At 61.1% G+C, this 11,811-nt stretch carries 14 protein-coding genes and 2 pseudogenes; 5 read left to right on the forward strand and 11 right to left on the reverse strand.

The window, feature by feature from the left end; genetic code table 11:
- Nucleotides 1-293: 293 nt before the first annotated feature.
- The 6 genes from ACXJKO_RS25740 to ACXJKO_RS25765 all read right to left on the reverse strand — a co-directional run bounded on the left by ACXJKO_RS25740 (nt 294) and on the right by ACXJKO_RS25765 (nt 6,801).
- The gene (locus tag ACXJKO_RS25740; RefSeq protein WP_457093904.1) at nt 294-1,142 is read right to left on the reverse strand and encodes a type 1 glutamine amidotransferase; all 849 of its coding nucleotides are present in this window, start codon (nt 1,140-1,142) and stop codon (nt 294-296) included.
- Between the two features lie 143 nt (nt 1,143-1,285).
- Complete coding sequence (locus ACXJKO_RS25745) at nt 1,286-2,134, reverse strand: SDR family oxidoreductase (RefSeq protein ID WP_457093905.1); 849 nt, start codon at nt 2,132-2,134, stop codon at nt 1,286-1,288.
- 108 nt (nt 2,135-2,242) lie between these two features.
- A complete protein-coding gene (locus ACXJKO_RS25750) occupies nt 2,243-3,430 on the reverse strand; it encodes a metallophosphoesterase (protein WP_457093906.1) in 1,188 nt (395 codons plus the stop codon).
- 541 nt (nt 3,431-3,971) lie between these two features.
- Nucleotides 3,972-4,835, reverse strand: coding sequence for a GNAT family N-acetyltransferase (locus ACXJKO_RS25755; RefSeq protein ID WP_457093907.1), 864 nt, complete (start codon nt 4,833-4,835; stop codon nt 3,972-3,974).
- Between the two features lie 601 nt (nt 4,836-5,436).
- Nucleotides 5,437-6,078 carry a GNAT family N-acetyltransferase gene (locus tag ACXJKO_RS25760; protein WP_457093908.1) on the reverse strand — a complete coding sequence of 214 codons (642 nt, stop codon included), beginning with the start codon at nt 6,076-6,078 and terminating at the stop codon, nt 5,437-5,439.
- Nucleotides 6,079-6,567: 489 nt separating this feature from the next.
- Nucleotides 6,568-6,801 (reverse strand): hypothetical protein, encoded by a 234-nt coding sequence (locus tag ACXJKO_RS25765; protein WP_457093909.1) that lies wholly within the window; start codon nt 6,799-6,801, stop codon nt 6,568-6,570.
- Between the two features lie 176 nt (nt 6,802-6,977).
- Between ACXJKO_RS25765 and ACXJKO_RS25770 the strand changes: the two genes are divergently transcribed.
- Nucleotides 6,978-7,595 carry a hypothetical protein gene (locus ACXJKO_RS25770; RefSeq protein ID WP_457093910.1) on the forward strand — a complete coding sequence of 206 codons (618 nt, stop codon included), beginning with the start codon at nt 6,978-6,980 and terminating at the stop codon, nt 7,593-7,595.
- 118 nt (nt 7,596-7,713) lie between these two features.
- On the opposite strand, the gene ACXJKO_RS25775 is transcribed toward ACXJKO_RS25770, so the two are convergent.
- The 4 genes from ACXJKO_RS25775 to ACXJKO_RS25790 are packed head-to-tail and all read right to left on the reverse strand — an operon-like array spanning nt 7,714 to nt 8,684.
- Nucleotides 7,714-7,845, reverse strand: a complete 132-nt coding sequence (locus ACXJKO_RS25775) for a hypothetical protein (protein ID WP_457093911.1) — start codon at nt 7,843-7,845, stop codon at nt 7,714-7,716.
- 30 nt (nt 7,846-7,875) lie between these two features.
- Nucleotides 7,876-8,106, reverse strand: coding sequence for a response regulator (locus tag ACXJKO_RS25780; protein WP_457093912.1), 231 nt, complete (start codon nt 8,104-8,106; stop codon nt 7,876-7,878).
- A gap of 1 nt (nt 8,107) precedes the next feature.
- Nucleotides 8,108-8,497 (reverse strand): response regulator, encoded by a 390-nt coding sequence (locus ACXJKO_RS25785; protein ID WP_457093916.1) that lies wholly within the window; start codon nt 8,495-8,497, stop codon nt 8,108-8,110.
- Nucleotides 8,487-8,684, reverse strand: a complete 198-nt coding sequence (locus ACXJKO_RS25790) for a hypothetical protein (RefSeq protein WP_457093917.1) — start codon at nt 8,682-8,684, stop codon at nt 8,487-8,489. Before ACXJKO_RS25790 ends, ACXJKO_RS25785 begins: the two co-directional genes overlap by 11 nt.
- Here ACXJKO_RS25790 and ACXJKO_RS25795 point away from each other — a divergent pair.
- The 4 genes and pseudogenes from ACXJKO_RS25795 (at nt 8,611) to ACXJKO_RS25810 (ending at nt 11,391) form a co-directional block, all read left to right on the forward strand.
- Nucleotides 8,611-9,532, forward strand: a protein-coding gene (locus ACXJKO_RS25795; protein ID WP_457093913.1) for an IS630 family transposase whose coding sequence is annotated in 2 segments (ribosomal slippage) — nt 8,611-8,924 and nt 8,923-9,532 — 924 coding nt in all. Because the reading frame shifts where the segments join, the coding sequence is not laid out codon by codon here. The two genes, ACXJKO_RS25790 and ACXJKO_RS25795, sit on opposite strands and share 74 nt — an antisense overlap.
- Nucleotides 9,533-9,558: 26 nt before the next feature.
- Nucleotides 9,559-9,948 (forward strand): annotated as a pseudogene (locus ACXJKO_RS25800) (AAA family ATPase); the annotation flags it as partial.
- Nucleotides 9,949-10,005: 57 nt separating this feature from the next.
- Nucleotides 10,006-10,488 (forward strand): hypothetical protein, encoded by a 483-nt coding sequence (locus ACXJKO_RS25805; RefSeq protein WP_457093914.1) that lies wholly within the window; start codon nt 10,006-10,008, stop codon nt 10,486-10,488.
- Between the two features lie 655 nt (nt 10,489-11,143).
- Nucleotides 11,144-11,391 (forward strand): annotated as a pseudogene (locus ACXJKO_RS25810) (DUF2312 domain-containing protein).
- Between the two features lie 108 nt (nt 11,392-11,499).
- Here ACXJKO_RS25810 and ACXJKO_RS25815 read toward each other — a convergent pair.
- A partial coding sequence (locus tag ACXJKO_RS25815; RefSeq protein WP_457093915.1) for a transposase occupies nt 11,500-11,811 on the reverse strand: 312 nt, incomplete at its 5' end.

The raw sequence follows: 11,811 nt of genomic DNA on the forward strand, positions 1-11,811 counted from the left end.
AAACCAGCGTAGTAGTTCATGGCTGCTCTCCTGTGCACGTGGCCAGCCGATGTTATCGGCATCCAGGGAGAGCCGCCCCATTACCCAATGTTGAAAAACTCCGCAAAGGCCGACTTCTGGGTGAGCAGCATACAGGATGCTGGGCCTCGTCTGGCCTGGTGATGCTAGTAATAGACCGATGAAGTAGGGCGCGGGAGTTTTTCAACAAAATCTGCCAAAAGGAGACCGTGCCGGAAGGAAAGTCTGGCAGCAGCAGAATTGCGCCACGTCTTGAACGCGGATCCCGTGGGCTGTCACTGCCCTTCGATCACAAACCGAATGAAGTTGCGCAGTTCTGTCAATCTGCACTCCACGCTCGTGACCTGCGCATCAAGCCCGAGAAGCCAGGCAAGATCCCGGCGATCAGGAGCTTGGTGGAGGGCTTCGATCATGGAAGCATACCTCTCCAGATCCTCAGGGCTGCTCACATATGCCTCTTTTACCAGGTCATCACACTGACGCCGCAGGGCTCCCGCTACCTCATACAGGTCAAGCTCGGGATGGTACTGGACGCCCCAGAACACTCCGGGCCCATGCCGGATCTCAACCGCCTGGACCTCGGTGAGCGTGTTGAAGGCCAGTAACGTGCCCCCTTCCGGCAGCGTCTCGACCTCGTCGGAGTGGAACGCGGGAGCGTCGAACGAGGTAGGCCTGCCGGCAAGAAGCGGATGGCGATGCCCCGCCTCCGTCAACGTGATGCGGCGGGCAAAGCCTGCTTCCCGCCCTCTGCGGCTGGGGCGAACCGCTCCACCAGCCGCCACCGTGGCGACCTGCAAGCCGGCACAGGATCCAAAGGAAGGGACACCCGCTTCGAACACGGCTCGCATCAAATCAACCTCGCGGCGTGTCTCGGGTGTGTCCTGGTAGAGGTGAAGCGGCGAGCCGGTCACAAACACCGCATCATAGCTCTGAAGCTCTGCTCTATCGGGCAGTGCGGCACCTCTGTCCGCAGGCTTCACCCGATGGCAGACAGCCCCAGGTGCGAGAAAGCGTAACGTGTCGATGTAGGTTTCGCCGGAGCTGCGTCCCACGCTCTCGCGACGGATTTCACGGGCCTGAGGCGGCTCACTCTCCGCAACGAGAAAACGTAACTGGTCTGACAAAAGGACGTTTCCGGAAGGAAGAGCCGAAGCGGCAGGGAGGACGAAACACCCCAGACCTTCCTCCGGTTCCCGCTCGCTATTCCTGAGCGAGAGGCTGTCCGGCGGCCAGATCGCAGGCTACCGGCGAAGGAGTGCCCCTGCTTCTACAGGAGCGGGGTGCCGCCCGTGACGGCGTAGATACCGCCTGTCATGTAGCTGCCGTCGTCGGAAGCCAGCAGAACATAGATGCTAGCCAGCTCCTTAGGTTGGCCAGCGCGGCCCAGCGGCGTGTCCTGGCCGAAGCTCTTCACCTTTTCGTCCGGCATGGTGGAGGGGATCAGCGGCGTCCAGATCGGCCCCGGCGCCACCGCGTTCACCCGGATGCCTCTGCTGCCCAGCATCTGTGCGAGGCCGGCCGTGAAGTTAGAAACGGCGCCCTTGGTCGAAGCATAGGCCAGCAGCATGGGGCTGGGCTTGTCCGACTGGATCGAGGTCGTGTTGATGATGGAGGAGCCCGGTCGCATGTGAGGAACAGCCGCCTTGGCGAGGTGGAACATGGCCTCGATGTTCGTGCGGAACGTATAGCTCCACTCCTCGTCGGGAATGTCCTCCAGCTTCTCGTACGTGCGCTGGAAGGCGGCGTTGTTCACCAGAATGTCGATGCGGCCGAACTCGCTCACGGCCCTGTCGATGATGGCGCGGCAATGCGCGGCCTCGGCGATGTCGCCCGGCACCAACACACAGCGGCGCCCCGCTGCCTCAACGTGGCGGGCGGTCTCGCGGGCATCCTCGTCCTCCTGCTCGTTCAGGTAGCTGATCAGGATATCCGCCCCCTCGCGGGCGTAGGCGATCGCCACCGCCCGGCCGATCCCGCTGTCTCCACCGGTGATCACGGCCACGCGTCCGGTGAGCTTGTCGCAACCCTTGTAACTCGTCTCACCATGATCGGCCTGCGGCGTCATCTCGGCTTCGGTGCCAGGCGGCTCGATGTGTTCCTGATCGGACTGGCTCATACGGGGCTCCTGCTCGCGAGAACCCGTCAATTGCTGGATCCTCGGGAAGTTCCCTACTGCCAGGATCGGGCTAGCAAGCTCGGGCTACAGCCTCATGATCAACCGAATTCAGCCTGCGGTAGCTGGAGTATGTGACCGCTCCGAACTCGTCGGCGAATGGACGGGAGCGTCATCCTGCGCTGCCACGCTTCGAATGGTAATGCGCGTCAGTTCGGACGGGCGCCCGAGCCTCAGAGCGAAGCCGGGCCAAAGTGCGGTGCCATTGTTGACGTAGAGCGTCATGCCGCCGACCGTGTACCGACCCGAGACGAAGCCGTTGTTGGCGCGCGCGACCAGTCGATCCAGTCCAAGGATCATGCCGCCATGGGTATGCCCGGACAGTTGCAGCGCCACGCCGTGTGCGGCCGCGTGCGCGGCGTCTCTCGGTTGGTGGTCGAGCAGCACGATCGGTGCGTCCGACGGCGCACCCACAAGGGCGGCATGCAAGTCCGGTGCCGGGTTGCGGGTCCGGGGCGCTGATAGGTCGGTAACGCCGGCTAGCACCAGCGCCCCGCCATCGCGGGTCAGGACCGTATGATCGTTGGCGAGCACCTGCATCCCCATGCTGGCATACTGGCGCATCCACTCCTCGTAGCCGAAGAAGTACTCATGGTTACCGGGGATGACCCAGACGCCATCCCTCGCATGCAGATCGCGTAGCGGCTCCGCATCGGCACGTCGCACGCCGAAGGAGCCATCAATCAGATCACCGGTCACCACGATTAGGTCGACACCGAGCGCATTGGACTGCTCGACCACCGCTTGCGTCCAATCCCTAGGGAACAGACGACTGATGTGAAGGTCGGTCAATTGTAGCAGCTTGTAGCCGTCAAATTGCGCCGGCAGCCCGAGGATGGCGACCTCAACATCCTTGATCGGCGGCACGCGCGTTGCCTGATAGACGCCCAAAGCCGATAGCAGCATGGCTGCAATCGCCGCCGCGTAGCGCATGCGCTCCGGTGTGGTCCAGCTTCCAAGTCGAACGAGCCTCGCCACCAGCGCGCTCACATCAAGCGCGATCTGCATCACCGCCAGCAGCACGATCGCCCCGAATGCCCAGTTAAACAGAATCACCAGCGCGCGCGGGAACTCGGGCGAGAAGACCGAGCCGGACGAAAGGCGGCTCCAGAGATGGTATTGCGACGCCACGAGCACGACGACTGCGAGGGCGATCTTTCCGCCGGGTGACCAGGGAAGTGGCCACACGAACCGCGCCAGAACATAAAGAGCCGGCAGGGCGAAAGTCAGGTGGAACATCGGAATCCTCGGATCGATGAGGTACAGGGCGGGAGAAGTCAGCCGTCTTGAAGTCCGCTTACCTAGACCGAGTGAGGGGCTCGGTACAGAGCTTCTCGTTCAGTGCACCAAGGTTCCCCGCCGCATTGCGGCGCAAGGATAACGCGGCCGTTGACTGCTGGACGTGCAATGACCTCGGTCACGGTTTTGTGCTCGGCACGAGTGCGGAAGGACGTGACATCGACGCTATCGATTTTAGGAAAGCAACAGGTGATCGACGTCCTACCAATGTCATTGGGCGGTAGAGGCCGTCCAGAGTCAGCTTTGGGTCATGCAGTGAAGTTCGCGGACTTTTCGGAACGTCCGGTTGGGCAAGGATTGCTGCCCTCCCGCTTAGGTCTTGGACGTGCCAGAAGCTGCCTTCGTTGGTAAGCCTAAGCGGACGTTCCAGCTACCTCACCGACCGCTACAGCGAACGAAGGAGGCGGAGGAAGCCAGGCGCCTCGCCGCGGAAGCCATGAGCCACGAGGTCAGGGCCAGCGAGTAGAAACCCGGATCGTGATCAGTAGAGAACCGAAGGAAAGTAACAGCCCTCCGGCTCCTGGTAGCGGCCCATGGTCATGAGCGTCATCGGCTTGATGGCCCTCATCCCCTGATGCAGACACCAGCGGAACAGGTTCGCCTGCCGCGTCGGCAGGAGCAGGGAGAGCGGCTCCGGGCTCATGGCTCCCGCGCCGGTGAGGAGCGCCCGCATGTCCAGCTCGGTCTCGGCCACGCCATGGTTCATCAGCCAGAACGTTGCCGCCGAGAGATAGCCTGTGATGCGGCCCTCCCGCTCGACCACGAAGGGCGCGAACACCTGCAACGCCTCCTGGAGTTCGTGGGTGCGCTCGACGCCATGAACGGCCGTGCAGAGCGCCCCGCAGGCGTCCAGGTCCGCAGGCGTCATCGACCGGACGGCAGAGCCCAAATCGGGTCCGCTGCGGGGCGTCCCCTGCATCAGCAGGAGCGGCTCGCGGACATCGAACCCGAGCGAGGCATAGAGCGACATCGAGCGTGTGTTGAACGCATCCTGGACGAGGCGCACGCCCATGGCGTCGCCAGCCCGGGCCAGGGCAGCCTCCATCAGCCGCCGCCCTACCCCACTGCCCTGCACGGCCGGGTCGACGGTGATCGGCCCGATGCCCCGGATCGGATCACCCTCCGCCATGAAGTTGCTGCCGACCACCTGCCCGTCCAACTCCACCACCACGCCATAGATCGACGGGGCCGCGATGAAGGTCGTGGCAAGCTGCGCTCCCGCCTCCACTGAAGGGAAATCCCACGGGAAGCCGTGCTGGTCCGCGATCCCCTTGAAGGCCTCGAAGATGATGCGCCCACAGGCCTCTGCGTCGGCGGGTGTTGCGGGGCGGATCTCTGGGGTCATCGCCGCCTCCCTGTCTGGCAGTCCCTCCCGTGCATCAGTGTCGGCAATGGGACTGCATCGCCAGCCAGATTCCCGCGGAAACGCCGTTCAGGCAAACGAGATTCCGAGCCAGATCGTGATGAAGACAAGGGAGCTCACAGTTGCGGCCCACTCCGCCGTCGTCAGCCTGCCTGAAGGTGACGCTGATGAATTGCGTAAGGCCATGGTAAACCCCTCTCGACGGATATGCCGCCGGTGCTGCCGCAAAGGACATCCAAGGCGCTCAATTCCACTTACCCCAACGTACGTCGAGGGCGACGGCGTGGATGTGTTAGGCGACACATCCACGCCGAGCTCGCACTCCTCGCGGATGGAACTCGCGGGGCGGCCTTGCATGGAAGGGCCACTTTGGGGTCAAACCAGGCAATACGGCGGGCGAAATGACGGTGAGCTTATCCTATGACTACCGAAGTTCGGCTTTCGTCTGCCCTGTGCCAGAAGGACAGGAGTCACATTTCTTCCTTCGATCATTCGAGCTTCTACAGCTTGCCTCTCGCTATAGGGTGTTCCCAGGCCCGGTATACCCGGAATGATGGACAAGAAGGTTTGCTCGTACACCGCATCAGGTCGCAAGGATAATCACACCAAAATCTCCGATCCGCTGAAACCCAAGAGCCTCGTAGGAGCGTCGAGCCGCAGGGTTCTCTGTGAAAAGCACCGCTCGCGTCGTGCCCTCCTGTTCGGCCACTCGGAGTGCACAGGCGACAACCCGTCGGGCGTAGCCACGCTGGCGCAGCGCGGGCGGCGTCCAGACGCCTCCAATCTGCACGTTGTCGTGGACCCGCGCATTGTACGTACACAGAGAGACAGGGACGCCATTCACCTCCAGCAGGAAAGCTTCTCCACGCTCGACGTGTCCCTCAATCGTGCGGGCCGCAAACTCACGCGTTGGGTCCGTCTCAGGTAGGCCGGTACACTCGACCTCGTAGCCGAAGCGCCACTCCCGCAGCAGATCAAGATCACCTTTCTCTGCGCGGCGACACGAAACAGCGTCTGACCCGAGCGGCTTAGGAACGATAAGATCGGAAAGGTTCAGAGCAAACAGGTCCTCGTGGGAGCGCCGTTGCACAGCAGGGGCGCCCAGCCCAACATGCGTCGCCTCTACTTGTGGCCAAGGCCCACCGAAGGCAACGAGAGGCCGTCCGGTTGCCTCGGCGGCCATTTTCACAAGCGGAATGGCGTCCTTTGGCGCCTCCAAATACATGTTCCCGTTCCAGGAGTGCATAGCAACGCCAGTAACCTGCCCGTCCTTCAGGGCGATCGCATAGGTGCCTTGAAGCGGCTTGCCCTCGTCGACAAGGCCGCCCGCGCTAAAAACGAGCGCAGGAACAGTGAGCTGTCAGCATGCTGCGTCAGGAATGCTTCTATTAGGCTTTCATCGCCAGATTGCGCGAGGCGGACCACAGTGCTGTCCATTCTCCTGCCTCTCCGGGCGAACCAGAGGTTAGCCACTCTTGCGCTGACGTGCATCGGTGCATGAGAGGTACGAATTGCCACGGTTAGTTCGACAACGGCGACGAACCTGGGAATGTCGCGTTCCGGTCAAGCTCGGTAATACCGTAAGCCTGAATGAAAGTCCGCTCATCCCAGCACTGCGGAAGTACGGCTTAGGTCAGCCCCGTGCCGGAAGCGGCCCTCTGAAATTTCCGATCTGACCTCCGGATGAGTGGAACCGCGACCATGCTGTGAACTCTCAATCAGCGCTTTGAACAGCGGAAGTATCCCGGCGTCCCGAAATCTCCTGAACAAGCTTGCTCAGGACGGGCGGCGGAGGCTGCCGGAGCGGGTCAAGATACAGTTCGCGCAGCCCGCTCCCGATCTGCTTCTGTGCTTCCATCTGCATGTCGCGCCAGAGTCCGTTATCGCGCCAGGCGTGAGGAATGGTGATCAGGAAACCTTCCGGCCAATCGTCAGCGTCGTGACCCATCGGTGATTGCTCTCCAATCTCCTTGCAGGAGGTGGTAAATCAACCGCGGCGGCTCGCCTGCGTTCCCTCCGCTCGGGCAGGCACCGCAAACTCAAGTTTATTTTTCGTAAAGATCACAAGACCAGGAACAGGAAAAGCTTGGCCACGTTGCTCCCCTCGCCGGCAGGAGATGCACAATGGTTGGGATCGGAACAAAGCGTGTCAGCGTCAAAGCCCTCGTGGGCTTCCTGACGGTGTCCATGTTCTTACCTCTTGCGATCGGCGCCGTCCCTGCGCGGGCACAAGGCTTGTTTGATTTCCTGCGAGGTTTTTCCCAGCCTGTGCCAGCGGCTCCCGTGCCGCAGCCCGTGGACGCTCAGCCGAACTCCTTTGACGATCAACCCCGGCGAAGAGGCTCTGCGCAGCCGAAGCCAGCCCCGGTCGAGGTCCTACAGGTCAAAACCCCGATCGAAGCGCGGCATCCCGGCGAAATGGACAACCCATTTCCTACCCTTCTCGCGGACAGCACCCTTCGGCCAGGCGACATGGTCATGTTCCCCGATGGCTTGCGGGTGTTCACTGGTCGTGTCGGATCCCAGCACAGGGTTTCGGACTTCACGCCCCTTGCGCAAGCTGGGAAGGCCGTTTCGCGCGAAACCCGCAAGCTCGTGTCCGGACTCCGTCCTGGAGAGAACATGGCGTGGAGCGCAGATGCTGTCAGGTCGCGCGGCAAGCTGGCAGACCTCACGAAGGACATCGCCACGACCGGAAGCGTGAAGCGCCCAGCCGAAGGTAAGGAACTGCGTAAGCGTTGACGTCATCGGCCGCAGCCCCAAGGCTTGGCAAAGTAATGCTTGTGCGAGTCCCGATCCTCGATCCGGGAGCGATGCTGCCCGCCTCCTGCAAGGTTCCGCCCTACTCGAGATTCCATCGTTAGCTCTTGTCCATCTGCACCAATTCCTGGATTTCGCTGACGATGGTCGCGGCGCGATAGGGCTTCGGGACGAAGCGGCCGTCCTCCGGGATTTCGTCCGGCTGCGGTCGCGCATAGCCCGAGGAGATCAAGAGCCGGACATGCGGCCAGCGTGCATGGACCTATGCTGCCAGTGCCATGCCGTCCATCGAACCGGGCATGTGCACGTCCGTGAACAGCACCTGCACTTCCTCGGAGCAAGTCTCCAGAACCGCCAAGGCGGCATCGGCGTTGGCCGCCTCCAGGACATGAAAGCCGGCATCCTCCATCTCGTCGACAGCGGTTATGCGCACCAGCAGTTCATCCTCCACCAGCAGGATGACCGGAGCATCTTCGATTGTGCGATATCCCATGTCACATCACCGGCAGCTGCGGCTCGTGGACGGCCCTTTCGGCCTGAACGAGCACGTCGAGGCCACGCCAGGGTTTGGGCATGAAAGTGACGCCTTCGGGAAGGTCACTCAGTTCAATACCTGGATCGCCGGAGGTCAGAACTATCCTGACTGTTGGCCAAAGCTTAGAGGCTGCCTTGGCAAGCTGGACCCCATCCATCTCTCCCGGCAACCGGACATCCGCAAACATCATCGCGACCTCGCCACCGCGCTCCTGGAGGCAGTCCAGGGCCGCTTCGGCAGTTCCGACCTCCACCACGTTGAGTTCGGTTTCCTCCAGCAGTGCAGCCGCGAGGTCGCGGACGTCGGGATTGTCCTCGACGATCAGGGCCACGTGCGGCTCAGGCTGCATCGCGTTCACGGTCGACCTCCTGGCTTTCCATTTGCCGCAGGATGGCGACGAGCTTGTTCGGGATCGGGGCATTGAGCACGTCCCTATAAGTCTCGGCGATCGCGCGCGCGATCATGAAGGTGGCGACATCGGGACGGAGGTCGTTGACATGGGGCAGGCGCACGTCGCCTGGGGCGTCGTGGGGCATCGGCATCTCAACCGCCGTTCTGTGGGTGCGCCGCGCTCGATCTGGCGAGGTGGCTGCCCGCCGGCAGGGTCAACCCAGGAGCTCCAAGCTCGATGCGCATGCCGCCTTTCTCCTGGAGCTGATTGACGCCTCCTCGCATGTCAGTCTTCACGAGATGCAAGCCCGCTTAAGGGAGGAGCGCGGCGTCTGCGCCGGCATCGGCACGCTCTGGCGCTTCTTCCACACGCGAGCGATCACGGTCAAAAAAAACCGCGCACGCCTGCGAGCGCGACCGGCCTGACGTCAGAGCTGCGCGCGAGGCTTGGTTTGACGGTCAGCTTGATCTCGACCCGGAACGGCTGGTGTTCATCGACGAGACAGGTGCCTCGACCAAGATGGCCCGCCTGTATGGACGTTGCGCGCGAGGGCAACGTCTGCGGGTCGGCATTCCACATGGGCATTGGAAGACCACCACCTTTGTAGCCGGTTTGCGCCTGAGTGGGTTTACCGCGCCCATGGTGCTGGACGGACCGATGACCGGCCCGTGGTTTGCAGCTTATGTCGAGCAGATCCTGGTGCCAACACTCCGGCCGGGCGACGTGGTGATCCTGGACAACCTGCCGCCGCACAAGAGCGCAGCCGTTCGAGCACTCGTCGAAGCCACAGGCGCCAAGTTGATGCGCCTGCCGCCGTATTCTCCCGACTTCAACCCGATTGAGAATGCCTTCGCCAAGCTCAAGGCACTGCTGCGCAAGGCAGCAGCCCGCACGAAGGAAGTGCTGTGGCAGACCATCGGCGAATTGCTGGACGAGTTCTCGCCTGAGGAATGCGCCAACTACTTCAGGGCCGCTGGATATGAACCGGAGTAAGTGGAAATGGCTCTAGCGTCGGCAAGTCTCTTATCAGCCCATATATTGGTTACCACGTTGCTCTGGGTGAAGCGGTCTTTGCCCTTCGTATTCGACAGGGTGGAGTTTTTTATATCGCAGCGGAGGGTCCCCATGGCATGCGGGGGCGAGTGACTGCCCTTAGGATGACGTATGGCGACACGTCTGACTTCACTCTTGTCGAAGGCGTAGCTGATCTCTTATCGGACCCTAGTCCAGACCTCTTGGCGCTATGCAATGMAGTTGCCGATCGGCGCCCCTCGCTTATCGTCATCGATACACTTGCAATGAGCTTTCCCGGATTGGAAGAGAATTCGGCTGAGGGCATGGGTCGTGTTGTTTCGGTCGCGCGTCGCCTAACAGAGCATGGTGCTGCTGTTCTATTGATACACCACGATACAAAGGCCGAGGGATCAACCCCGCGAGGTCACAGCCTCCTGAATGGAGCCCTGGATATGGCGCTTCAGCTCTTAAAGCGCGACGAAACGGGAATAATTAGAGGGCGCTTGACGAAAAACCGTAACGGGACGTGCGATATCGACTTAGCGTTCCGTATCGATACCCGCGACTTAGGCTTTGATGAGGACGGTGACGCTGTCACTCTAGCTCTCGCAAAGGAACTACCAAGGGGCACCAAGCCTCCTCTAAAGCGGCCGACAGAAAGTGAGCAAGCTGCGCTTTCAGTACTGCACGAATTGGCCGGACCTCGCCGGAGTGGAGTGCCTCTCGACGACTGGAAGAAGAAATGTGTCGGAGGGCAGAAGGTTTCGGCAGCGGATAATATCGATAGTCGGAAGAAGACCATGAGGCGCGTCATTGAGGGTTTGGCCCGTAAAGGTCAGATTGAGATCCGCAATGAATGTGTCTATCTCCAGAACGCCTGTTTTGATCTAGACGACTTTACGGATGACGACAGCCCAAATTCTCAGTCCATCTAACCGGACATTGATGGACATGTCCTGGACAACGCCCATCTTGTCCACCCGCATATCGCAGATCTTCGGCGGACAGACATGGACACCCCTTAGGGGGTGTCCATATGTCCACAGCGATGCCAATTTCCTACTCCGTATTCCGATCGCAACGGCTGTACGTTTGATCCATGCAACAATCAGTTGCTTGTATCTCCAGTTCTTTCCAAAGAGATATTCACATCGACCCGATTGGGTTTCGTACTGGACGGACAGATTCCTGACGGTTGTTAGCTAGCTGCACTGACGTTCATATTCAGATAATCCCAACACATACGTCGGCCTCGAATATATTTTCTCTCGGTTTCGAAGAAAGATGCCTCTTAGGAAAAATTGAAAATTGTCGAGAACCGGGGCTCAGCGCCCACCCCGGAAGCCCACTGGCCCAAGAAGGACCCAGAGCCACGCCTATCAACAAACAGTTGAAAGGGAATTCAGATTGTTCTTGGCTATGGACAGATGCGTAGCTCACCCGATCAGGAATCACGGTGTCGAGAGTGGCCAAAGGCCATATCTTCTTGACCGCCCCGTGGCTGAGCTCAGGGCCTGTGCTCCGTTAATTAAACGGGGTAATTACTCCCCTGCCCGATAGTGCCGGTCCACATACGGCAAAGGAGAAGCCATGAGTGACGTCATTGGAGTTCCGGGCAATCGGATCCGCTCGTTCGTGGAGCGCATCGAGCAGATCGAGAACGAGATCAAGGACCGAACGAGGCCAAGGGCGAGGGCTTCGACGTGAAGATCCTCAAGGAGATCATCAAGCTGCGCAAGCAGGATCAGGACGAGCGTGACGAGCACGACAGCCTGCTCGATGTCTACATGCGCGCCATGGCCGAAGCCGGTCCCGCTCCTGTAGCCGAAGCGGCCTGACAGCATCCGTTGCTGAAGTTGTGAAACAGGCCGCTGTTGGGTGGCCTGCTCCGTTTGACGGCAGGCCGCGACTTCATGTCAGCAGGCAAATTCGCCTGTAATACCCGTTCAGGGAATTGGTGACGCGGTGAGATATGGGTAAGCCGTCAATGTTGTGAGACGGCCTGTCTSGTCGAGGAGACGGTTCCAGGCGTGGCAGACGGCCTCCAACACCGCGTCATAGTCATCAAGCACGCGATGCGAGAGATAGCGCTCACGCAGGTACAGCCAGACCCGCTCCACCGGGTTCAGTTGGGGTGACGCCGACGGCAGCGGCAAAAGGGTGATGGTGTCCGGCACGTGCAAGGCCCGCGCGTCGTGCCAGCCGGCCTGATCCAGCACGAGCACCGCGTGTACGCCCGGCTCGAGCTGACGCGAGAA

This window comes from Microvirga sp. P5_D2 (assembly GCF_054049475.1).